The sequence below is a fragment of the Flavobacterium frigidimaris genome (assembly GCF_002217275.1).
Taxonomy (GTDB): Bacteria; Bacteroidota; Bacteroidia; order Flavobacteriales; family Flavobacteriaceae; genus Flavobacterium; species Flavobacterium aquidurense.
Genome location: NZ_MUGV01000039.1, coordinates 142,648 through 165,209, shown reverse-complemented (window position 1 = coordinate 165,209; position 22,562 = coordinate 142,648). Strand labels below are relative to the sequence as shown.

General features: G+C 34.1%; 19 protein-coding genes. 13 read left to right on the top strand and 6 right to left on the bottom strand.

Annotated elements, in window-relative coordinates:
- The first annotated feature begins 144 nt into the window (after positions 1–144).
- From B0A65_RS20155 to B0A65_RS20125, 8 genes are all read left to right on the top strand, one after another.
- Positions 145–3,210 carry a SusC/RagA family TonB-linked outer membrane protein gene (locus B0A65_RS20155; RefSeq protein WP_074656920.1) on the top strand — a complete coding sequence of 1,022 codons (3,066 nt, stop codon included), beginning with the start codon at positions 145–147 and terminating at the stop codon, positions 3,208–3,210.
- Positions 3,211–3,221: 11 nt separating this feature from the next.
- Positions 3,222–4,721 carry a RagB/SusD family nutrient uptake outer membrane protein gene (locus tag B0A65_RS20150; protein ID WP_074656922.1) on the top strand — a complete coding sequence of 500 codons (1,500 nt, stop codon included), beginning with the start codon at positions 3,222–3,224 and terminating at the stop codon, positions 4,719–4,721.
- A gap of 12 nt (positions 4,722–4,733) precedes the next feature.
- Positions 4,734–6,335 carry a hypothetical protein gene (locus B0A65_RS20145; RefSeq protein WP_242670322.1) on the top strand — a complete coding sequence of 534 codons (1,602 nt, stop codon included), beginning with the start codon at positions 4,734–4,736 and terminating at the stop codon, positions 6,333–6,335.
- 57 nt (positions 6,336–6,392) lie between these two features.
- Positions 6,393–8,051, top strand: a complete 1,659-nt coding sequence (locus tag B0A65_RS20140) for a family 16 glycosylhydrolase (RefSeq protein ID WP_074658281.1) — start codon at positions 6,393–6,395, stop codon at positions 8,049–8,051.
- Between the two features lie 82 nt (positions 8,052–8,133).
- Positions 8,134–8,892 (top strand): glycoside hydrolase family 16 protein, encoded by a 759-nt coding sequence (locus tag B0A65_RS20135; protein WP_074656925.1) that lies wholly within the window; start codon positions 8,134–8,136, stop codon positions 8,890–8,892.
- A 310-nt stretch (positions 8,893–9,202) separates the two neighbouring features.
- Positions 9,203–9,787 (top strand): RNA polymerase sigma factor, encoded by a 585-nt coding sequence (locus B0A65_RS20130; RefSeq protein WP_074656934.1) that lies wholly within the window; start codon positions 9,203–9,205, stop codon positions 9,785–9,787.
- A gap of 50 nt (positions 9,788–9,837) precedes the next feature.
- A complete protein-coding gene (locus tag B0A65_RS23350; RefSeq protein ID WP_167547713.1) occupies positions 9,838–9,981 on the top strand; it encodes a hypothetical protein in 144 nt (47 codons plus the stop codon).
- A gap of 549 nt (positions 9,982–10,530) precedes the next feature.
- Entirely contained in the window at positions 10,531–11,595 is a 1,065-nt protein-coding gene (locus B0A65_RS20125) for a hypothetical protein (RefSeq protein WP_074656935.1), read from the top strand.
- 17 nt (positions 11,596–11,612) lie between these two features.
- On the opposite strand, the gene B0A65_RS20120 is transcribed toward B0A65_RS20125, so the two are convergent.
- Positions 11,613–12,269 (bottom strand): endonuclease III domain-containing protein, encoded by a 657-nt coding sequence (locus B0A65_RS20120; protein ID WP_074656939.1) that lies wholly within the window; start codon positions 12,267–12,269, stop codon positions 11,613–11,615.
- 322 nt (positions 12,270–12,591) lie between these two features.
- On the opposite strand from B0A65_RS20120, the gene bcp reads away from it, so the two are divergent.
- Entirely contained in the window at positions 12,592–13,044 is a 453-nt protein-coding gene (gene bcp / locus B0A65_RS20115; RefSeq protein WP_074656945.1) for a thioredoxin-dependent thiol peroxidase, read from the top strand.
- Positions 13,045–13,197: 153 nt separating this feature from the next.
- Here the strand turns inward: bcp and B0A65_RS20110 are convergent, their stop codons facing one another.
- Positions 13,198–14,658 (bottom strand): nicotinate-nucleotide adenylyltransferase, encoded by a 1,461-nt coding sequence (locus B0A65_RS20110; RefSeq protein ID WP_074656948.1) that lies wholly within the window; start codon positions 14,656–14,658, stop codon positions 13,198–13,200.
- Between the two features lie 90 nt (positions 14,659–14,748).
- Here B0A65_RS20110 and B0A65_RS20105 point away from each other — a divergent pair, with 90 nt between their 5' ends.
- Genes B0A65_RS20105 through B0A65_RS20095 form a run of 3 tightly spaced genes read left to right on the top strand, consistent with a single transcriptional unit; the run spans position 14,749 to position 16,527 of the window.
- Entirely contained in the window at positions 14,749–15,513 is a 765-nt protein-coding gene (locus tag B0A65_RS20105; protein ID WP_074656950.1) for an MBL fold metallo-hydrolase, read from the top strand.
- Positions 15,514–15,528: 15 nt separating this feature from the next.
- Positions 15,529–16,032 carry a hypothetical protein gene (locus tag B0A65_RS20100; protein ID WP_074656957.1) on the top strand — a complete coding sequence of 168 codons (504 nt, stop codon included), beginning with the start codon at positions 15,529–15,531 and terminating at the stop codon, positions 16,030–16,032.
- 45 nt (positions 16,033–16,077) lie between these two features.
- Positions 16,078–16,527: a hypothetical protein gene (locus B0A65_RS20095; protein ID WP_074656958.1), complete on the top strand. Its 450-nt coding sequence runs from the start codon at positions 16,078–16,080 to the stop codon at positions 16,525–16,527.
- A 72-nt stretch (positions 16,528–16,599) separates the two neighbouring features.
- Here B0A65_RS20095 and B0A65_RS20090 read toward each other — a convergent pair whose 3' ends face one another.
- The 4 genes from B0A65_RS20090 to B0A65_RS20075 form a co-directional block, all read right to left on the bottom strand.
- Positions 16,600–17,244, bottom strand: a complete 645-nt coding sequence (locus B0A65_RS20090) for an alpha/beta hydrolase (RefSeq protein WP_074656960.1) — start codon at positions 17,242–17,244, stop codon at positions 16,600–16,602.
- Positions 17,245–17,379: 135 nt separating this feature from the next.
- A complete protein-coding gene (locus B0A65_RS20085; RefSeq protein ID WP_026982068.1) occupies positions 17,380–17,706 on the bottom strand; it encodes a membrane protein in 327 nt (108 codons plus the stop codon).
- A gap of 5 nt (positions 17,707–17,711) precedes the next feature.
- The gene (locus tag B0A65_RS20080; protein ID WP_074656962.1) at positions 17,712–18,968 is read right to left on the bottom strand and encodes a dihydroorotase; all 1,257 of its coding nucleotides are present in this window, start codon (positions 18,966–18,968) and stop codon (positions 17,712–17,714) included.
- A gap of 217 nt (positions 18,969–19,185) precedes the next feature.
- Complete coding sequence (locus tag B0A65_RS20075) at positions 19,186–21,114, bottom strand: vWA domain-containing protein (RefSeq protein WP_074656964.1); 1,929 nt, start codon at positions 21,112–21,114, stop codon at positions 19,186–19,188.
- A gap of 252 nt (positions 21,115–21,366) precedes the next feature.
- Between B0A65_RS20075 and B0A65_RS20070 the strand changes: the two genes are divergently transcribed.
- Complete coding sequence (locus B0A65_RS20070; protein WP_074658283.1) at positions 21,367–22,476, top strand: lactonase family protein; 1,110 nt, start codon at positions 21,367–21,369, stop codon at positions 22,474–22,476.
- Positions 22,477–22,562 lie beyond the last annotated feature (86 nt).

Below are 22,562 nucleotides of genomic sequence, written 5' to 3'. Positions count from 1 at the left end.
ATTTATAGTTAAATCAGGCATTTTTTTAATATATCAGTAATTAAGTGGTATTTTTTTTATGATGTATGTTTTTTGTTGAGGTTAATTTTGTCGTTTTCCTAATGGGATCTGATAATTTTATCTTTCAATAAAAACTAACTAATTATGAAATCAAAATTATTACTAACCGTACTATTACTGTTTACATCTTTTGCATTTTCGCAAAATTTGGATGTAAGCGGTACAGTACTAGATGGCTCGGGATTATCACTACCGGGCGTAAATGTAAAAGTTAAAAGTTCCTCCCAAAGTACAACCACAGACTTTGATGGCTCTTTTAAATTATTAGGAGTTCCAAAAGGAACTATCATTGTTTTCAGTTATATTGGTTTTCGAACGCAGGAAGTTGCAGTTTCAGGAACCAAAATAACGGTTAAAATGAGCGACGATGCCAGATCTCTTGATGAAGTCGTTGTGATTGGTTACGGAACTCAAAAGAAAAGAGAAGTAACCGGAGCCGTTTCTGTAGTAGACAGTAAAACGTTAGATATTTTAAAACCAGTAAAGGTTGAACAAGCTTTACAGGGAACCGTTTCCGGAGTAAACGTAACTACACAATCCGGAGCTCCCGGAGCTAAATTAGATATTCGTATTCGTGGTATCGCCACCAATGGAGAAAATGGTCCGCAAGCCATTATTGACGGTTATGTAGGTGATTTAAGTTTGCTTAATCCAAACGATATTGAAACTATTACTGTTTTAAAAGATGCGCAAGCTGCCATTTATGGAACTATTGGGGCAAACGGAATTATTTTAATTACCACTAAAATGGGAAAGAAGAATTCAAAAACAAAAATCTCTCTAAACAGTTATTCAGGATTTCAGGAAGCTTCGAGAAAATTACCAATGCTCGATGCTACGGAATATGCTTTATTACTAAATGAAAGTTATGCCAATGGCGGAAAAGCGCTTCCTTACCCAAATGCAAGTGGTTTAGGAAAAGGAACCGACTGGCAAAAAGAAGTTTTGGGTACCGGAGTGCCAATTTTAAATACTGATTTAACAATTTCTGGAGGATCGGAGAAGATTACCTATTCTGTAAGTGGTTCGCATTTAGATCAGGAAGGTGTAGTAGGACAGGATAAATCCGGATTTTTAAGAAATACGGCGAGAATTGCCTTAGGCGCTGATCTAAGCGATAAATTCAAAATAAAAACAAATGTAATTTATACCTATTTCAATAGAAAAACAATTAATGAAAACGGATTAGGATCTGTACTTTTTAATGCTTTAAACGTGCCGGCAACTATTGCTCCTTACGATGCAAAAGGCGATTTTACTTTAGTACCAAGTACAACAGGATTGGGAACAGAAATTATAAATCCGTTAGCACAGATTGCAAACACTTACAACGATTATAATTTTAAAAAGCTTAACGGAAATTTTGGTTTTGATTATAAAATTTTCAAAGGATTTGTTTTATCAAGTTCTATAGGATTTAATACCGCAAACAGCGAAGGCAAAACCTTTGGAAAACAAATCAGTTACGGAGGAAAAGTTTTTGATGTTCAGAGAAGTTCTGTAACGCAAACGGCAACAAATGATAATGATTATTCATTTGATATCTACGGAACGTATACTGCAAAAATAGCAGAGAACCACAACATCACCGCTACATTAGGAAATACTATTTTTAAAACCTGGGGAAATTCAGCTAATGCAACAGGATTTGACGTTCCTAATAATTCATGGGAATATGCAGATCTTTCCTTAACCAAAGGATTGCCAACTGCATTGAATACAGGAGGATATGTTTACGACCAAAGAAGACTTTCTTACTTTGGAAGAGCACAATACGATTATAAAGGAAAGTATCTTTTCTCTGCAATGATCAGACGTGATTCGTCTACAAAATTTGGTCCGGGAAACAAAGTGGGATATTTTCCATCTTTTACAGCAGGATGGGTAGTTTCTGACGAAGGCTTCTTTGGAGAATCAAAAACAATAAACTTCTTAAAATTCAGAGCCAGTTACGGTACTCTGGGGAATGACCAAATTCCAAATAACGGTTATCTGTCTCTCTTAACAGGAGAAGCTACTTATGTATTTGACGGTAATTTAACAAGCGGAAAAGCCACCGGACAAATTCCTAATTCTGATTTAAAATGGGAGGAAGCTAAAAAGTTTGATGTTGGTTTAGATTTAAGATTATTTAATGATAAAGTTTCTGTAGTTGCTGATTATTTTATAGATACCAGAGATGATCTTTTGATACCAAATATTCCGGTTTCTGGAATTATAGGAATAGGTGCGCCGGGTGCGAGTGCTCCAACATTGAATGCAGGTTCTGTTAGAAATTCAGGTTTTGAATTTGCAATTGATTACAAAGAGAAATTTTCAGATTCTTTTAGTATGAGTGTAGGTTATAATGTAACCTTTATTAAAAATGAAGTGTTAGAAGTAAATAACGGAACCGGAATTATTGAACAAGGTGGTTTTGGAGTTGGTCAGCCAGCTGCTTCACGTATGGAAGCCGGAAAACCAATAGGCTATTTTTACGGCTATAAAACAGATGGATTATTTCAAAATCAGGCAGAAGTTGATGCTCATCCATCACAATTGGCTTTAGGAGCAAACGCTGCACCGGGAGATATTCGTTATGTAGATTTAAATGGAGACGGTGTAATTGATACTAAAGATAAAACCAATATTGGAGATCCAATTCCTGAAGCAACAATGGGATTCAATTTCCAGTTAAATTATAAAAACATTGATTTTGCGCTTTATAGTTTTGCTTCAGTAGGAAACGATATGGTGCGCAATTACGAGAGAGTTCTTTCTGATGCTAATCGTTTAGATTATGTTTTAGACAGATGGACAGGTGCCGGAACAAGTACTACTGTGCCAAGAGTAACAACAGGCGCAACGGCAAACAATGTACTTTCAGATTATTTTGTAGAAGATGCTTCTTATTTCAGAATTCAAAACATACAATTGGGTTATACACTTAATCCAAATGTAACGCAAAAAGCCGGAATTACTAAACTAAGACTTTATGCAGGAGTAAATAATTTGTACACTTTTACTAAATACAAAGGTTTCGATCCAGGCTCTTCAGCCGGGCCTACAAATCAGGATGGAGTATCTCAATCACCAATTGGTGCCGGAATTGATTACGGTTATTATCCAGTTCCAAGAACCTATTTATTGGGTTTAAACATTAATTTTTAATTTCAATAAAAATGAAAAAATATTTAATCACAACCATTATAACACTTACACTGTTCTCGACAATAAGTATTTCTTGTTCCGATGATTTTGTAAGTCCTAAGCCAAAGTATTCTATAGATTCTGAGAATTATTTCAATTCAAAAGAAGACTATGATGATGCCTTAGTTGCTGCTTACGATTTGTTGCAATCTTCGTATGTCAATGTTTTATTAGGAGAAATTGCTTCAGACAATACTTTGTGTGGAGGAGAAAGTCCGACAGACGTTATTGGTTTTCAGCAAATAGACGACATGATTCATACGCCGGTAAACAGCAATTTGAGAGATATCTGGAATTGGATGTTTGCGGGAGTTCAAAGAGCCAATTATATTCTTGAATTTAAGGATAAAACAGATTTCGAGGGAAAAAACCAGCTAATTGCAGAGACACGTTTTCTGAGAGCATATTACCAGTTTGAGTTAGTAAAATGGTTTGGTGGAATCCCGATGAAAGGAGATGTTAGATTTAAAGTTGGAGATGAAAAAACAGTAGCAAGAGCATCTGCTCAGGAAGTGTATGCTTCAATTGAAGCTGATTTGATTTTTGCTGCCGCCAATTTATCTCCAACGGCATCTCAAAAAGGGAGAGTTACAAAAGGTGCAGCACAGGCATTATTGGGAAAAGCCTATTTGTATCAAAATAAATTTGCACAAGCTGCAGCTGTTCTTGATGCTGTAATTACTTCGGGTAAATATTCATTACAGTCAGATTATGATGCCATGTTTGAATTGGATGGAGAAAACGGAACAGAATCTGTTTTTGAAGTACAATATACAGATGTTGAAGGAGCCGGTTTTACCTGTTTACAATGTAGTGAAGGTAACGTTGCAGTTGGTTTTAGTGGTATCCGTAATTATTCAGGACCATTATTCTCATCTGGATTTAGTTTTAATATTCCGACCAAAGAAAGTGCCGATGCTTTTGAAGTGGGTGACAAACGTAAAGATGTTGCCATATTGGATATTGTGGCCTGGGCTGCTGCAAATGCTTCATTTGATGGAGGCAAAGGTGTCAGTTTCGGAAAAGGAAATGAAGACACAGGTTATTTCAACAGAAAATATCTTCCAAGAAAAAGAAGCGCAACTGCGGCTGGAGATTTGAATTTGACAAATCCAAATAATTACAGAGCGATTCGCTACGCAGATGTTTTATTAATGGCAGCCGAAGCTTATAGTCGTGCTGGTACCAATGATGCAAAAGCAAGAGATTATTTAAATCAGGTTAGAAGACGTGCTTTTGGAGACAATAACCATGATATTTCAGTTTCTGGTGCCGCTTTGACCGATTTTATTTGGGCTGAGAGAAGAGTAGAACTTTTTGGAGAAGGACATCGTTTCTTCGATTTAGTAAGAACAGGAAAAGCAGTTGGCAAAATTCCGGGTTTTAAAGCAAATAAAAACGAGTTATTTCCGCTTCCAATTGAAGAAATTCAATTCGCAAACGGAAACTGGCAACAAAACCCTGGATATTAAAAATATACTATTATGAAAAAAATACAGTTAATTATAAGTTTTTTCGTTTTAATAATCTTTCTAGGTTGTTCAAGCGATGAAAGCAGCAATATTGATTTAGATGCTGTAAGTGCACCGGCTAATATTGCTGCCTTGACAACAGTAACACAGGATAATTCAGGTAAAGTTACTTTTATACCAAAAGGAGAAGGAGTAACGCAATACAAGATAAATTACGGTGACGGATCTCCTGAGTCTGCTTATTTTGGAGCGGGTGGCACAACAACACACACTTACAAAGAAGGTGTTTATCAGTCGAAAATTATCGCAATGGGAATTTCAGGAAAAACAACTGAAGTGATTCAACCGGTTGTCGTTTCTTTTAAATCTCCTGAGAACTTGAAAGTGGTAATTACAAATGATATATCTGTTTCTAAAAAAGTAACCGTAAAAGCAACAGCTGATTTTGCCTTGTTTTATGATGTTTATTTTGGAGAAACTGGAAAACCGGAGCCAATTTCAGCTAATAATGGAGAATCTGTTTCATATGTATATAAGGAAGCAGGAACTTATACAATTCGTGTAGTTTCAAAAAGTGCTGCAATTAAAACGACGGAATATACAGAGCAGTTTGCTGCAAAATTAGTGCTAAATCCTACTACTTCAGCAACTACACCTCCTAACAGACCAGCCGGAAATGTGATTTCTATCTATAGTGCAAAATACACTAATATTGCCGGAACTAATTTCTATCCAAATTGGGGACAATCAGGCGGTTATTCAGAATTTGATTTGAATGGCGATAAAATGCTGAATTATACTAATTTAAATTATCAGGGAATTGCCTTGGCAGATAATGTCACGGTTGATGTTTCGGGAATGGATTATGTTCACCTCGATGTTTGGACAGCAGATTTACAAAAATTAGAAACTTCGCTAATCAGTAAAACGAATGGAGAAAGACCAGTAACAAAAGATCTGATCGCCAATCAATGGACAAGTATTGATATTCCGATTTCGGCCTTTACAAGTCAGACAAACTTCAAAGTAGCAGATATTTTTCAACTAAAATTGGTTGGAACTCCCGCTGGTAAAAACATTTTTGTTGATAATATTTATTTCTATAAAAATGGAGAAGCATTAAGTGTCGCAGCGCCAACACCAACAAAACCTGCCACTGATGTAATTTCAATGTTTAGTAATGCGTATTCAAATGTGCCAATTGCAACATGGCGTACAGATTGGTCAGCAGCTACATTAGAAGAAACAGCTGTAGCAGGAAACGCAGTAAAAAAATACTCCGATTTAAATTTTGTGGGTATTGAACCAACTGCAACAATTGACACGGGTGCAATGACGCATTTTCATGTAGATGTCTGGTCAGCTGATTTTACAGAATTCAGAATAAAATTAGTTGATTTTGGAGCTAATGGCGTTTACAACGGAGGAGGAGATGACAAAGAACACGAAATTAAAGTTACCGCTCCTGCAAAAGGAACATGGGTAAGTTTAGATATTCCTTTAAGCGATTTTACAGGATTAACAACCCGGGCGCATATTGCTCAACTTATTTATTCAGGGAATCCTAGCGGAGCACATACTATATATATAGATAATGTTTATTTCCATAAATAAGATAAGCACTTTTAAAAAGACATTAAAATGAATTTACATTTTATAAAAAATAACAAAATGAAAAAATATAATAAATACTTCGTATTACTTTTTGCACTGCTTTTAGTAATAAGTTGCCAAAAAGATGATTACGCTTTTGGCGATTTGTCTGCACCCACAAATTTGCAGGTTAAAGCCGAAATTGTTGGAAAAACAGCCGCTGCTCCTAACGGAGACGGATCAGGAATGGTAAAACTTACTGCAACTGCAGATAACGCTATTTCATACAAATATGTATTTACTGACGGTACTACTGAAAATGCGCCAAACGGTATCTTTACAAAACGATTTACCAAAACAGGATTAAATAAATATACTGTAACGGTAATTGCCTCTGGAAAAGGAGGGATAGCAACAAACACAACAATAGATGTTGAGGTGGTAAGTAATTTCAGTGACGACGAAGCGGTTCAGTTTTTAACAGCCGGAACTTCAAAAAAATGGTATTGGTCAGCTTCTGAACCTGGTCATTTAGGTGTTGGACAAAATGATGGTGATGCTACTAAAAATTATTTCGCAAACTATTATATGGCTGGACCTTTTGAAAAAGCTGGTTCACCAAGCAGCAGCTGTTTATACGAGAACGTATTGACATTCTCTCTCGAAAGTGACCAACTTAAGTTTCAGTTAGATAACGGTGGATCGACCTTCTTTAATGCTGCTTTTGCAAGTGTAGCCGGAGGAAGCGGACCGGACGATTCTTGCTTGTCATACAATGCTTCTGGTAAAAAATCAGTTTCATTAAGTCCATCAGAATCGGTTGTCATGTCAAATCCAAATCATGCAACTCAAACCAGAGGAACAACAATGAACTTCTCTGATGGCGGATTTATGGGGTATTACATTGGTCAGAGTTCGTATGAGATTTTGTCAATTACAGCTAACAGAATGGTCGTTAGAGCCGTTATGGGCGGAAATCCGGCATTGGCATGGTATCATATTTTTACCACCACAAAACCAACTCAGGCTCCACCGGCAGATTTTACAAAACTAGTTTGGTCAGATGAATTTAATACTGATGGAGCACCTGATGCGACAAAATGGAATTACGATTTAGGAAAAGGTGACAACGGTTGGGGAAATAATGAAAAACAGAATTACACCAACTCGGCTACAAACGTAATTGTGCAAGGCGGAAGTTTGAAAATTACAGCTAAAAAAGAAGCTTCAGGCGGAGCAGATTATTCTTCGGCGAGATTAAAAACAGATGCTAAATTTGCCTTTACTTACGGAAAAGTTGAGATTAAAGCTAAGTTGCCAATTGGTGCCGGAACCTGGCCGGCAATCTGGATGCTGGGGCAAAATTATGCCACCAAACCTTGGCCAGCTTGTGGAGAAATTGATATTATGGAGCATGTTGGTAATAATCAAAATGTTATTTTGAGCACACTTCATTATCCGGGACACTCTGGTGGAGGTGGAAATACTGGGTCTAAAACAATACCAAATGTTTCAACTGAATTTCATGTTTATAAAGCGGTCTGGACTGCTGCATCGGTTACAACATTTGTAGATGATGTTCAGATTCATTCTGTTCCTAATGACGGTTCTTTGCCTTTTAATAGTGATTTTTTCTTAATTTTAAATGTCGCAATGGGAGGTAATTTGGGAGGCAATATTGATGCCGCTTTCACACAGTCTTCTATGGAGATTGATTATGTAAGAGTGTATCAATAGATTATAGATTAATTAGTAATAATGAAATGAGAAGGTCAGTTTAGGCTGACCTTCTTAATTTTTGTAATTTTAAAATGATACTATGAAAAAAATAATGGTATTGCTGTTAATTAGCAGTTTTTGTTTCGCGCAGGAAGTAAAAAGAAAATTAGTTTGGGAAGAAAATTTCAACAATAAAGATTTAAACGAAAAAGACTGGAATTTCGAAGTCGGTGACGGTTGCCCAAATCTTTGTGGTTTTGGAAATAACGAAAGACAAATTTATACCAAAACCAACCACGAGTTTAAAGAGGGTAATTTAGTTATCGAAGCCAAAAAAGAAGGAAGTAAATATACATCGACTAAAATCACGACAAAAGGTAAAAAAGAATTTTTATACGGTCGAATAGAAGCAAGGGCAAAATTACCCGTGGGACATGGTTTATGGCCGGCATTCTGGATGTTAGGTGCCAATATTGATGAAATCCACTGGCCAAAAGCAGGTGAAATTGATATTTTAGAATACATTGGCCGAGACCCTCATATGGTCTACACAACTTTGCACACGCAAGACAGTCACGGAAATACGATCAATACAAAAAGAACAGCATTCCCTAATATTGAAGAAGGATACCACGTTTATGCAATCGAATGGACAAAAGATAAAATTGATTTTTTTGTCGACCAAACTTTAGCATATACTTTTAATCCAGCGGTAAAAAATGAAGATACATGGCCCTTTGATAAACCTTTCTATATCATCGTTAATTTAGCGATTGGAGGCAATTTTGGAGGCCCTGAAGTAGATGATAAGGTACTGCCGCAAAAGTACTATGTAGATTACGTACGAGTTTACCAATGATAAATAGGGTGTTGAAAAAATAGACATATGTGACTTAAGTGTTTAATTGTAAGTTATTTATGTCTATTTTTTTATGCTCTTAACATTTCTTAAATTTAATGTTTTAACGCACTTTGTCGATTAAATTTAGGTTTTATTTATATTTTCTGATATTTTGTTGTTAATTATTCTCGATTTAATTTGCTTTTTAAAATAATTATTTGTTAAATTTGGTCACGATATTAACATAAACAAAAAAAGATAGGCCTATACAATAAAATTACTTTTTAGAAAAATTACTCCAAATTATAAAACCTAAAAAAGTAGTATTATGGCAGATCTGCATATTCCAGACGCTCTATTAGTAAAAAATTATATCGAAGGCAATGAAACTGCCCTTTCGATACTAATTAAAAGGCACGAGTCTAAAATATATGGATTCATATATTCAAAGATTGCTGATAGAGATATTTCAAACGATATTTTTCAAGATACTTTTATTAAGGTAATCAAAACCTTAAAAAGCAATTCATATAATGAAGAAGGTAAATTCTTGCCTTGGGTTATGCGTATTTCACACAATTTAATTGTAGACCACTTTCGTAAAACTAAAAAAATGCCGATGTACAGAGAAACAGAAGAGTTTTCTATTTTTTCTGTCATGTCTGACGATTCTCTAACCATTGAAAGCAAAATGATCGTTGATCAGGTCGAAGTGGACTTGAAAAGATTAATTGAAGAGCTTCCGGAAGATCAAAAAGAAGTATTAGTAATGCGTATGTATCAGGATATGAGTTTCAAGGAAATATCTGAATTAACGGATGTTAGCATCAATACAGCGCTCGGAAGAATGCGTTATGCACTAATGAATTTGAGAAAAATAATTGATAAACATCAAATTATTTTAACCAACTAATACTATTTTGAATATTAGCTCGTTATACTTAATATAAACATATTTATAGTATGGCGAAAATTTACTCTAAGAAGGAATTAGCTTCTAAAAATCTAAAACCTAAGAAAGAAGTTGTTTCTTTCTTATTAAACTATTCACAAGCACTAACAGTTGTGAAAGTTAAAGATAAAAGTTTTGAGATTATAGCTAATTAAACAGCCCACTACTTCAGTCGGATGTTTATTCTAAAACCAATTAACTTTTGGTTTGAAAAACTCACTATTTGCAAATAATTGCAGGTAGTGAGTTTTTTTGTTTTCATGTAAATATAAAGTAAGAATATTATTTCTTTTTTAATTTACATGATCTAAAAGTCCTCTTTTTTGTGTGATTTTTCTCGTTGTTTTGTTAAAATGTTATATTTAGGTTAAAATTTATTTGTTTATTCGGTATTTAGTTTTATTTTAGTTAAAAAAGTTGCTTTAAATACATGAAAAACACCTATTAAAGAGGTTTTTCGTATTAAAACAATTAAATGATTAAATAATTATGAATGAAGTGAAATAAATGTTTAACAAAAATAACCAGTAACCTATGATGAAAAATTACACCAACTTATCTTGTTTGTTTGTGGTACGTCTTTAATGTTTTAGTAGAAGATATAGTGAATGATTTCAAGAATTTCATTTCACCTAAAATGTATTCTTCAATTAAAAATCATTTATAAGAAAACCCTAAGTATTTAACAACCAAACCTGACCCAAATGAAGAAAAACCTACAGATATTATCATTTTTTTTATTGATAAATATTGGAGCATTTGCTCAACAAGACCAAATCAAAGAGGCGCAGTCTCTTTATGATAAAGGAAAAAGCCAGGAAGCTCTGGTAGTATTAAATAAAACAGAATATCTTATACTTAATGCATCTGATGAAGCAAAATCAGATTATTATTATTTAAAAGGAAATGTTTTAAAAGACTTAGCTGTAAAAAATATAGATGCAGCGAATAATTTTACATTGGCCTCTCAGGCATATCAGGATGTGTTTTTATATGAAAATGAATCAGGAAAATTTAAATTTACCGTTAAGGCAAATGCGGCATTAAAAGAAATGAAATCGAGTCTCGTTAATGGTGCAATGGCCGATTTTAATGCAGGTAAATTTAAAGAAAGCGCTGAGAAAAGCTATAAAGTATATATGTTTGATAAGAAAGATACACTAAACTTGTGTAATGCAGCATCTTCCTCTATCAACGCAAAAGACTATGACTCGGCAGTTAAATATTATGAAATTTTAAAAAAGATTAATTTTTCAGGAAAAGGAGTTTTGTACTTGGCGACAAATAAGAAAACAAAAGAAGAAGATCTTTTTGTTTCACCAAAAGCAAGAGAATCAGCTATCGCACAAGGACTTTACGAGAAACCAAGAACCGAATCAGTTCCTTCTAAAAAAATTGATATCAATAGTAATTTAGCTTATGCTTATCTTGAGAAAAAAGATTATGCTAAATCAGAAGTCGTTTATAATTATGTTTTAGAGCTTGATCCTAATTACGTTGATGCTTATATTAATATGGCTTATCTGAAGTTAGAAGAGAAAAAAGATCTGGCTGATGAAATCTCTTCTTTGGGAACTTCGGCTGCAGATATGCAAAAATATGACAAGTTAAATGCCAAAAAAGATGATATAGCCCGAAGTGCAATTCCGTATCTAAAAAAAGCCCTTACCTTAGAACCTAAAAATACTGATGCGACAAAATCGCTTTTAGGTATTTACAGATCGCTAGACATGACAAATGAATATAATGCCTTAAAAAATGGTATGTAAAAAACAAAACGAAGCTGCTAAATTATTTTTTTAGCAGCTTCTTCTATTATTGATTTTTTACCAATAGTTCTAGTAATAATATCTTTATCCAGACTCCAGCCTCGGGCCGGCGAATATTCTCTCCCGTACCAAATAATCTGAAGATGTAAATCGTTCCATATTTCTCTTGGGAACAATCTTTTAGCATCTTTTTCAGTTTGAACTACATTTTTTCCATTCGAAAGATTCCATCTGTACATTAATCTGTGAATATGCGTATCTACCGGAAATGCAGGAACGCCAAAAGCTTGCGACATTACTACGCTGGCAGTTTTATGTCCAACGGCCGGCAATTCTTCAAGCGCTTCAAAACTTTGTGGAACCTTTCCGCCATGTTTGTCAATTAATATATGGGATAACCCGTGAATCCCTTTTGATTTCATTGGTGATAAACCACAAGGTCGAATGATTTCCTTAATTTCTTCAATCGACATTTTAATCATATCATACGGGTTATCAGCTTTAGCAAAAAGCAATGGCGTAATCTGATTCACACGCACATCAGTGCATTGAGCCGAAAGCAAAACTGCGATTAATAATGTATAAGGGTCCTTATGATCAAGCGGAATAGGGATAGTAGGGTAGAGTTCTTTTAACGTATTTATAACAAATTGTACGCGGGCTTCTTTATTCATTTCCGTATTTTTAATCTCGTAAAATTAGTATAATTTTAATGATGTGCCTAATCCAGCTTTCCGTTTCAACTCCTCATTGTGTTAGCAACATTTTTAAGCAATAAAAAGAGCTTCCGTTGGTCGCTTTTTTATCGCAAAAAATGTAAACTACCACAACTGCGGGGTTTTTACTTCAATCTGGGGCAAAAAATTATGAGTTATGAATTATAAGTTATGAATTATGATTTATCAATAGGAGATGTTGAGTCAAATCTTGAATCTTAGCTCTTTATTCTATGTTCTATGCTCTAAAAAAAATCTAAAGTCAAAATCTAAAATAAATATGATAACATTAAAAGCAGGCGATAAAGCTCCAAACTTCACAGGAGTAGATCAGGACGGAAAAACGCATAAACTGGCAGATTATGCCGGAAAAAAATTAGTAGTTTTCTTTTATCCAAAAGCAAGTACACCAGGTTGTACGGCAGAAGCCTGTGATTTAAGAGATAATTTTGAGCGCTTCAAAGCTAATAATTACGAACTTCTTGGAGTTAGTGCCGATAGTCAAAAAGCACAATTAAAATTCAAGGATAAATATGAATTTCCTTTTCCCTTATTAGCTGATGAAGATAAATCAGTGATTAATGCGTTTGGTGTCTGGGGACCAAAGAAATTCATGGGAAGAGAATACGACGGAATCAACAGAACCACTTTCGTAATTGACGAAAAAGGCATTATCGATGAGGTAATCGAAAAAGTAAAAACAAAAGAACACGCTTCACAGATTTTGAAGTAGAGAAGTTTGTTTCAGGTTTCAGGTTTCAGGTTTCAGGTTTCAGGTTTAGATTGTTAAACAACTGTAAGAGAAAAACTTGAAACCTGAAACAAAAAAAACTTGAAACAAAAAAAAACCGAAAAAGAAAAACTTTTCTTTTTCGGTTTTTTGATATTATGTATTTTGTTCTAATTCTTTTTGAGGATGGTATCCAAAAAGGTGATGTTCTTTTATGATTTCGGCAACTCCGGAAGGAAGCATTGGTTCCCAACCTGTTTTTCCCTGACTGATCATTTTCAAAACTTCTCTTGAGAATACATTTAATATACCAGGATCGTAATCTTTAATGTCAACCACTTTTCCGTTGAATTTAAAGAATTTATACAATTCTTTCATTCTTGGATGTACTTTTAAATTATCAGAAGTGATAATTTCTCCATCTTCACCCAACATTGGGTACAAGAAAACTTTCATGTCTCGGTAAAACAATTTTCCGAAAGCTTCCAGAATTCCTCCACTTAAATGGCGATAGTATTTCTCGTCAAAAATATCAACTAAGTTGTTAACTCCCATTGCCAATCCCATTCTGGCTTTGGTGTAATTAGAGAAATATTCTACAACTTTATAATATTCCTGGAAATTCGAAATCATTACGGTTTGGCCAAGCGAACAAAGTAATTCGGCTCTGTCCATAAAATCACGTTCATCAATTTCACCATCTGAACGTAAATTAGAAAGTGTAATTTCAAAGACAACTAAAGTATTGTCTTTTTCGACTTTATTTTCTTCGAGAAACATTTTTAATGATTTCTCATACATATCAAGATTAACATTCGTAACCGGACGGAAACTTCCTCTAAAAGCAAGAAGGTTTTTCTTGTATAAAACGGCAGCAGGTAATACATTTTTCCCATCAGGGTTAAACATTACCGCATCTGTCATTCCGTTTTTAACCAGTTGTAAGCTCATTAAACGATTATCAACATCAGCAAAACGAGGTCCTGAGAAGTTAATAGTATCAATTTCAAGTTGGTCTTTGTCTAAGTGATCGTATAAATAGCGAAGTAATCGCTTTGGATCGTTGTATTTGTAAAAAGCACCGTAAATTAAGTTTACACCTAAAATTCCTAATGTTTCTTGTTGTAGTCGGGCATCAGTTTCTTTAAAACGAATGTGAAGAATAATTTCGTTATAAGCTTCGTCCGGTTCAATTTGGTATCGTATTCCAACCCAACCGTGACCTTTAAATTGTTTAGCAAAATCAATAGTTGCAACCGTGTTGGCGTAACTAAAGAAAAGTTTGTTTGGATGTTTTTCTCTACTTAAACGCTCTTCAATAAGTTCTCCTTCAAAGGTTAACATTTTTTTGAGTCGGTTTTCGGTAACATAGCGACCGTCGCCTTCAATTCCGTAAACGGCATCACTAAAATCTTTGTCATAGGCAGACATTGCTTTTGCAATAGTTCCCGATGAACCTCCGGACCTGAAAAAGTGCCTCACAGTTTCCTGTCCCGCGCCAATTTCAGCAAATGTTCCGTAAATATTCTCGTTTAAATTAATGCGTAACGCTTTGTCTTTTATAGAAGGAATCTGTTCGATGACCTTGTCACCTTTGAGTTTTATTTCTGTACCCATTTTATTTTAAATAGATTTGTTACAAAGTTAGTAAATTAGGCTTCTAATGAAAGAGAAATAATCCTATTTTTGTAAAAAAAATAAGTTCAATTGAAGGTATATTTTTTAGGCACTGGTACTTCTCAAGGTATCCCGATTATTGGGGTCGATCATCCCGTTTGTAAAAGCACTGATCTTAAGGATAAAAGGCTCCGTGTAGCGATTTGGATTACGTGGGACGATTACTCTTATGTAATCGATTGCGGACCCGATTTCAGACAGCAAATGCTTTCCTGTGGTTGTCGAAAACTCGACGCAATCCTGTTTACGCACGAACATGCTGATCATACTGCTGGTTTAGATGACATTCGTCCGTTTAATTTCCGTCAGGGAGAAATCCCGGTTTATGGACACGAACGTGTAATCGACAATCTAAAACGTCGTTTTGAATATGTTTTTGAAACCGTAAACAAATATCCTGGTGCGCCAAGCGTTAAAACGATCGAAGTTGTAAATAATAAACCGTTTGCTGTTGGCAATAAAATGGCAATTCCGGTAAACGTAATGCACGGTGATTTACAGGTTTTTGGTTATCGTATTGATGATTTTGCCTATTTAACTGATGTGAAAACAATTGAAGAAGTTGAAATTGAAAAATTAAAGAATCTGAAAGTGCTGGTTGTGAATGCCTTGCGTGTAGAACCTCATGACACACACTTTAATTTGCAGGAAGCGCTTGATTTTATAAATTTGGTGAAACCGGAAAAAGCGTATTTAACACACATTAGCCATGTTTTAGGATTTCACGAGGAAGTGCAAAAGCAACTTCCTGAAAACGTCTTTCTGGCTTATGATAACTTAGAAATTACAATTTAAATAATAGAACACAAAATGAAAAAATCCTTAATGCTTTACCTTTTTATCCTTGCGATACTAATGAATATTTTTACTTATATGTTTTATAGCAGAGAAGTAAAATTTGGAGAAGAGCGATACGATAAAACAACGAAGAAGCTTAGAGATAGTATAAATTTAGTAGCAGGAAAATTGGCTGAAGCCGATTATTTTTCTTTAGAACATAATGAAAATGCTCAGAATTACTTTGATAACAGCGCTTCTGGAGGGAAAGCAATTTTATTTGAAAAATTGATTCCGGTCGTAACAGAGAAATTATTGGATTTAAATGCTAATCCTAACGGGAATCCTTATACAGGTCAGGATAAAATTGGTCCGAACAAATTTATCATCAACAAAGTAAAGATATTAAACCACAGATGGATTATCGCTGATTATAGCAATGGTGAATTGTGGGGAGAAGTCTTGTTAAAATATTTTGTTAATGATGATGAAAGTATTAATTTTGAAGTAAACCAATCAATATTATATCAAAAATAGGATTTTTATGTCCTATGTTTTTGAACTAAATTAAATATAGAACATATGAAAAAAGTACTTTTATTTTCAGTTATAATAGCTCTTTCTTTTTCTTGTGCGAAAAAAGTTTCTGAAGAAAAGAAGGAATCAAAAGAAGTTTCAAAACCGGCAAAAAAAGATACTACTCCAGCTGTTGTAGTTGGAGGAGATTCAGATTCTCATGGCTGTAAAGCTTCTGCGGGTTATAACTGGTCGATTCTTAAAAAAGAATGCATCCGAATTTTTGAAAACAGTACTAAATTATCTCACGCTGAAGATGGAAAAACCTATTCTACAGTTGCCTACGTAATCTTCGATGGTGATAAAGCGGAACTTTTCTTGGATACTCAAAAAGAATCTATTATTCTCGAAAGAAAATCGGAAGGAGATTCCTGGGTTAAAGATGATTTACAGTTAATTCCCTGGAAAGGTTATGTGCTGAAAAAAGGAGAGAAGATTATTTATACAGGGGAATAAGGAAGTTTTTAGTCTCGGTTTTCAGTCACAGTTTAAAATTGAAAACTGCGACTGAAAACTGAAAACTATAAACTATAAAGCCAGCCAATTCTTAAAATCAAAGAAATTCTGAGGCGCAACTCCATGTCCAACAGGATATTCTTTATAAGTAATTGGAATATTTAAATTTTCTAAAATGGCAGGAGTTTTTCTTGCCCAATCTACGGGAATAACCTGATCTACAGTTCCGTGTGAAGCAAATATTTTAAGGTTTTTAAAGTCGTTTTTCTCGAAATCTTCTTTTATAATTTCATTATTAAAATAACCGCTCATTGCCACAACTCGCTGAACCTTTTCAGGATAAGAAAGCGCAACAGAATAGCTCAAAATAGAACCCTGGCTGAAACCAATCAAGGTTACATCATTAGCATCAATTGGATAATTAGCAACTAGATCATCAATGAATTTAGCAATTAAATCACGAGAAGTTTTGGCTTGTTCGTTATCTGAAAATTTATTCTGATCAGCGTCAAAGTTAATTGCGTACCAGGCATAAGCTCCGTATTGTAAATCGTATGGCGCTCTTGCAGAAATGATATAGTAATTATCAGGAAGTTCAGTCGCAAACGAAAACAAATCGGCTTCGTTGCTTCCGTATCCGTGTAATAAGATTAAAACAGGATTTTTATCTAAAATAACTTTTGGTTCTTGTATTTTATATTCTAAAGATAGATTCATTTTTTTAATTGTGAATTGTAAGTTGTGAATTGTGAATTTTTCAACTTTGTCAAGATTTAAAACTTACCAAAGTTATTTGAATTTGGACCCGAGCGTTAGCGAACAGGCGAAGCAATTTTAAATTTGGAATTTTATTTAACCGATAGATTTGAACCATTTCTGAAAAAGATTCCCAACTAACGGAATTGGTCTTGTCTGTCCCTGAATGGCACTAAAAATCCCGTACGTCCATAAAATAGAAATGCAAATCCACATTGGGAAAGTGATCATAAAGCTGTCAAAGTTGCTGATAATAGCTCCGAAAGAAATAAAAGCTAAAGACAATCCTAAGGCCTGACGGATGTGAAAAGATGCAAAGCTATTTTTATTTTCAGAGTTCATTGACATCGCAATTAAAACCCCAATGATTAAAATATAACTGGTAATGGCGATTGATTTTCCTTCTTCTACTGAATTATTCATTTTAATTATTTTGTGATAACAAGTTTGTTTTGATTTAAAATCCCGTATACAGAACCTTTGATTTCAGTTCCTAAAAAGGCGGAATTTTTAGATTTTGAAAGAATATTTTCTTTCGTAAAAGTTGATTTTCCTTCAGGAGTAAAAAAAGTAAAGTTGGCTATAGAACCTTCAGCAATTGTATTGTTTTCAATTCCAAATACCGCTTTTCCTAACGTTAGCTTTTCGATTACAGTTTCTAAAGGTAAAACAGCTAGCAAAGCTCCGAAAGCACTTTCAAGTCCAATTGTTCCGTTTTTAGCGGTATCAAATTCCATTTTTTTGAATTCAATATCAATGGGATTGTGATCTGAAGTAATCATGTCGATTGTTCCGTCTAAAGCAGCATTTATAAGAGCGGTTCTGTCAGTTTCAGTCCTTAATGGCGGTGTCACTTTAAATCTCGTATCAAAACCTTCTAATTTTTCATCAGTAAGAACTAAATGATGTACAGTAACACTACAGCTAACTTGTAAGCCTTTTGCTTTAGCTTCTTTAATTAATTCAACTGATTTTGCCGTAGAAATTGTCGGAATATGCAATTTTCCTCCGGTATATTCTAGTAAAAATAAATTTCGGGCCACTTGCAATTCTTCGGCTAAATTCGGAATTCCTTTTAAGCCTAATTTTGTAGACACGATTCCTTCATTGGCAACTCCGTTTCCTTTGATATTGGTATCTTGAGAATAAGCAATTACTAAACCATCAAAATCCTGTACGTATTGTAAAGCAATTTTTAACAGATTGGCGTTATCAAGACTTTTATTATAATCTCCAAATGCAACTGCTCCGGCTTTCTTCATATCGAATAATTCGGCCATGTCTTTTCCTTCGCTGGCTTTGGTTAACGCTCCAATTGGAAAAAGTTCTGTAGCAAAACCATTTGCTTTGTTTTTTACAAAATTTACCTGAGATTGATTGTCAATGACAGGGAAAGAGTTAGGTTGTAATGCTACTCCTGTAAATCCACTTTTTGCAGCAACATTTAACCCGTTAGCAATTGTTTCTCTGTCTTCGAAGCCTGGTTCTCCAAATGAAACACTACTGTCAAACCAACCTTGGGAAAGATGTAAATTATCAAATTTTACTTCGGTTGTATCCTCAATATCAAGAATTGAATTTCCTATTTTTTCGATTAAACCATCTGCAATTAAAAGATCAACAGTCTGGTTATGAAACGGACTTTTTGAATCGATAATTTTGGCGCTTCTGATGATTATTTTCATATGTAGATAAATTTATTTTTAAATTGAAATCGTATTTTCTAGCATTTTTAGTCATACAGTTTGTTATTTCGACAGAGGAGACTCGAGCGTTAGCGACTGGCGCAGCAAATCCCCGCAAGTAACTCCGTAACGGAAAGCCAATCTTTGTCGAGCTTCTCGCGGAGATTCCTCGTTCCTCGGAATGACAAACTAAAAGCAAAAAGAAAAACTCTGCGTTTTACTTTACAAATTTGATGATTGCCATTTCTAATGCTAAAAATAACAGTGCAAAGATAATAAACCATTTCCAAATTTGGCTGTCAGTTCGTTCAGTTTGTAAGGTGTTAAATATAGTCGAAATCGTATCGGCAGTTTTAAAATCTGAAACGATGTTTGTATTTACCTGACTTAAATCGCTTTCACTTCGTTTGTAATTGAAACTTAGGTTTTCAATCGATTCTTTTTTATCAAAAACAGTATAATTACCGGCCGTTTCAGGAAAGTCGTTGAAGGTTAATTTCACCTTATTATTTAATATCTGTTGAATAGGAATAAAAGAATCCTCGTTTCCTTTTACTTCCAAAATAGCATCTTTGGTCAATAAGACATCTACAAAATAAGGTTGATTATTACCAATGGTCAATGCATTTACACCTGTTTTTTGATTGTTCTGTCCCATTTTATAAAAAAGAGGCACAATCAAAGGCGATTGCTGGAAGTTTGAATTCTCTGAATTTATTGGTGCCGAAAAAATAGTAATTCCTGAAACTGGATTTTGAATTGCCGTTACAAATACACTTTGATCTTCATATGCTAAAACCGCCGGATACGGACTTGAAATAGCGAACGAGTTATTTGTTTTTGGATACTGAAAATTGGTGATTTTATTCTCGAAAACGCCAGAAAATAAGGGATGATCAAAATTGATTTTCGTAATTAATTTACTTTTGGCCTCCAGATTTCCAAACTGAACTTTTCCAAAATTTCCTAAAAAAGAATTCAAATTAGAAACTGAAGTTTTTTCAGAAGGAATTATAACCAAATTTCCGCCTTTTGATACAAATGCTTTTAAAGTAGTTTGTAGTGCCTGCGGAACTTCAATTAGTTCATTTAGAATAATAGTATTTTGTTCTTCAAGACTATTATAATCTAAATTGTTTAGGGAGTAATTATTGTATTTAAATTCGGCTGAAGTATAGATTCGGGATAGGAAATTGCTTTTTTCAGGCTCTCCAATACTAATTACGTTTGTTTTTTTAGCTTTTGAAATACTAAAATAAAGTTTGTTGTCGTAAGTTAGTCCGTTATCTTCAATGCTTACATAGCCGTGAAAAGCTTCTTTGGGAATTGTAAAGTTGATTTCTTTTTTCTTCTTATCAAAATTAATAATGGTTTTGGCAATCAGCTTATTTTGATTGTATAATGCCATCGAAACAGGTTTAAAATCATCACCATAAGCCGATAGAGTAATTCCGATCTGATAAAAATTTTCTAATGTTTGAGTAATAAAAACACTGTCAATAGATACATTGTTTTTTTGTTCTGCTTCCGGAACTATAAAATAAGGTTTCTCTTCAGAATCGATATTTTTAACATCCTTTTCCGTTAAGCCAACAGCATCGGTAATAATGACAATATCTTTTTTATGTGCTGATTTGTGCGCCTTAATTTTTGCCATTATAGAAGAAAGCTCGAAAGCTGCGGCACTGTAGCTTAAATTCTGTAAAGCACTTTTTGAAGATTTTATATCGGTATTCCAGAAATTTTCGGTGTTGGTTAATAAGGAAAACGATGTATTTTCAGGTGTATTTTCAAGTAATTCCTGAACGGCACGTTTTAATAATTCCCCTTTCTTGCCTTTAGCCTGCATACTGAATGAATTATCCAGAACGATATACATTTCGTTGGTCGCATTTTTGCTGTCTTTGGCTTCAAAAAAGGGCTGAGCAAAGGCGAGAATGACACAAGTGAGTAATAATAACCGGGTTGCCAGTAATAATCTTTTTTTGATTTTCGAACTCTTACGCGTCTGAACGGCAAGTTCTTTTAAGAATTTTACGTTTGTAAAATAAGAAGTTTTAAAACGTCGTAATTGAAACAAATGCACCAAAATTGGAACAATCAATAAAAACAGAAAGTATAAAATTTCGGGGTGTTTAAAATGCATTCTGGCTTCGATTTACTTCACTACTTTTTGTAGATACTGGTCAAAAATACAAATTTTTAGTTAAACCATATAAGTAATATAAGAGATTATAAGCATGCTGAAAATTTAAATGGAATTATGTTACTCTTATGGTTTCAAAGATTAAAAGTGAATTGGAAAAATGTAACTTTTCATAATTCATTTGTAACAACAAATGTAATTTCTATTGATATTATTGAGTATTTTAGCATATTCAAAAAACCACAGAAAACTATGAAGGGATTATATATGCTGCTTTTTTCAGCGTTAGCTTTTACAACTCAGGCTCAGAATAAATTTAATTTATTGATTGGGACCTATACTAATACTTGCCAGAGCAACGGAATCTATGTTTATGAATTCGATGCGGCTTCAGGTGAATTTAAATTTAAAAATTCTTCAGAAGGTGTTATCAGTCCGAGTTATTTATCGGTTTCAGCAGATAATAAATTTATTTATGCCGTAAACGAAAATGGAGATCAAAGTGCGGTTAGCGCTTTTGGATATAACGCAAAATCAGGAAAAGTTACTTTTTTAAATACCAATAAAGCATTAGGAGCCGACCCTTGTCATTTAATAAATGACGATAAAAACGTTATTGTGGCCAATTATTCTGGCGGTAATATTGTGGTTTTTAAGAAACAGGTAAATGGAAGTGTTACTACAGTACAACAAGTAATTCAGCATGAAGGTAAGGGGGTAAATCCGGCTCGTCAGGAAAAAGCACACGTACATATGGTCGTTTTTTCTCCGGATAAAAAATTCGTATTGTCTAATGATTTAGGTTTAGATAAAGTGTTTATTTATAAATACAATCCGAATTCTAAAAATGAAATACTGACATTAAAAGGAACTGTTGACGTAAAACCAGGAAGCGGGCCAAGGCATTTGACGTTTAGCAAAGACGGTAAATTTGTATATCTAGTTCAGGAATTGGATGCAACGCTGACAACTTTTAGCTATGATAAAAGCGGAAACTTAAAAAAACTTGCCGAAACTAGTATACTGGCAAAAGATTTTAAAGGTGGTACAGGAGCAGCTGCGATCAAAATTTCGCCTGATGGAAAGTTTTTATATGTAACCGACAGAGTAGATGCCAATAATATCACAGTTTATAAAATTCTTAAGGACGGAAAAATTGAATTGGTAGAACAGCAAAGTACTTTAGGAAAAGGCCCAAGAGATTTTGCTATTGATCCAACAGGAAATTATCTTTTAGTAGGACATCAATACACTAATAATATTGTAATTTTCAAAAGAGATAAAACTACCGGAAAACTTACAGATACTGGAAAAAGAATCGAGTTATGTTCACCAGTTGGGCTGGTGTTTACTAAAATATAATTGAAAGGTTCAGAGGCTCAGAGCAACAAAGGTTCAGAGGCTTGAAAATGAAAAGGCTCAAAGAAGTAGAATTAACTTTTACTTCT

What these genes read in the sequence shown, in the direction of transcription:
- B0A65_RS20155 (WP_074656920.1), top strand. Translation starts at nt 145, where the DNA reads ATGAAATCAAAATTATTACTAACCGTACTATTACTGTTTACATCTTTT.
- B0A65_RS20150 (WP_074656922.1), top strand. Translation starts at nt 3,222, where the DNA reads ATGAAAAAATATTTAATCACAACCATTATAACACTTACACTGTTCTCG.
- B0A65_RS20145 (WP_242670322.1), top strand. Translation starts at nt 4,734, where the DNA reads ATGAAAAAAATACAGTTAATTATAAGTTTTTTCGTTTTAATAATCTTT.
- B0A65_RS20140 (WP_074658281.1), top strand. Translation starts at nt 6,393, where the DNA reads ATGAAAAAATATAATAAATACTTCGTATTACTTTTTGCACTGCTTTTA.
- B0A65_RS20135 (WP_074656925.1), top strand. Translation starts at nt 8,134, where the DNA reads ATGAAAAAAATAATGGTATTGCTGTTAATTAGCAGTTTTTGTTTCGCG.
- B0A65_RS20130 (WP_074656934.1), top strand. Translation starts at nt 9,203, where the DNA reads ATGGCAGATCTGCATATTCCAGACGCTCTATTAGTAAAAAATTATATC.
- B0A65_RS23350 (WP_167547713.1), top strand. Translation starts at nt 9,838, where the DNA reads ATGGCGAAAATTTACTCTAAGAAGGAATTAGCTTCTAAAAATCTAAAA.
- B0A65_RS20125 (WP_074656935.1), top strand. Translation starts at nt 10,531, where the DNA reads ATGAAGAAAAACCTACAGATATTATCATTTTTTTTATTGATAAATATT.
- B0A65_RS20120 (WP_074656939.1), bottom strand. Translation starts at nt 12,269, where the DNA reads ATGAATAAAGAAGCCCGCGTACAATTTGTTATAAATACGTTAAAAGAA.
- bcp (WP_074656945.1), top strand. Translation starts at nt 12,592, where the DNA reads ATGATAACATTAAAAGCAGGCGATAAAGCTCCAAACTTCACAGGAGTA.
- B0A65_RS20110 (WP_074656948.1), bottom strand. Translation starts at nt 14,658, where the DNA reads ATGGGTACAGAAATAAAACTCAAAGGTGACAAGGTCATCGAACAGATT.
- B0A65_RS20100 (WP_074656957.1), top strand. Translation starts at nt 15,529, where the DNA reads ATGAAAAAATCCTTAATGCTTTACCTTTTTATCCTTGCGATACTAATG.
- B0A65_RS20095 (WP_074656958.1), top strand. Translation starts at nt 16,078, where the DNA reads ATGAAAAAAGTACTTTTATTTTCAGTTATAATAGCTCTTTCTTTTTCT.
- B0A65_RS20090 (WP_074656960.1), bottom strand. Translation starts at nt 17,244, where the DNA reads ATGAATCTATCTTTAGAATATAAAATACAAGAACCAAAAGTTATTTTA.
- B0A65_RS20085 (WP_026982068.1), bottom strand. Translation starts at nt 17,706, where the DNA reads ATGAATAATTCAGTAGAAGAAGGAAAATCAATCGCCATTACCAGTTAT.
- B0A65_RS20080 (WP_074656962.1), bottom strand. Translation starts at nt 18,968, where the DNA reads ATGAAAATAATCATCAGAAGCGCCAAAATTATCGATTCAAAAAGTCCG.
- B0A65_RS20075 (WP_074656964.1), bottom strand. Translation starts at nt 21,114, where the DNA reads ATGCATTTTAAACACCCCGAAATTTTATACTTTCTGTTTTTATTGATT.
- B0A65_RS20070 (WP_074658283.1), top strand. Translation starts at nt 21,367, where the DNA reads ATGAAGGGATTATATATGCTGCTTTTTTCAGCGTTAGCTTTTACAACT.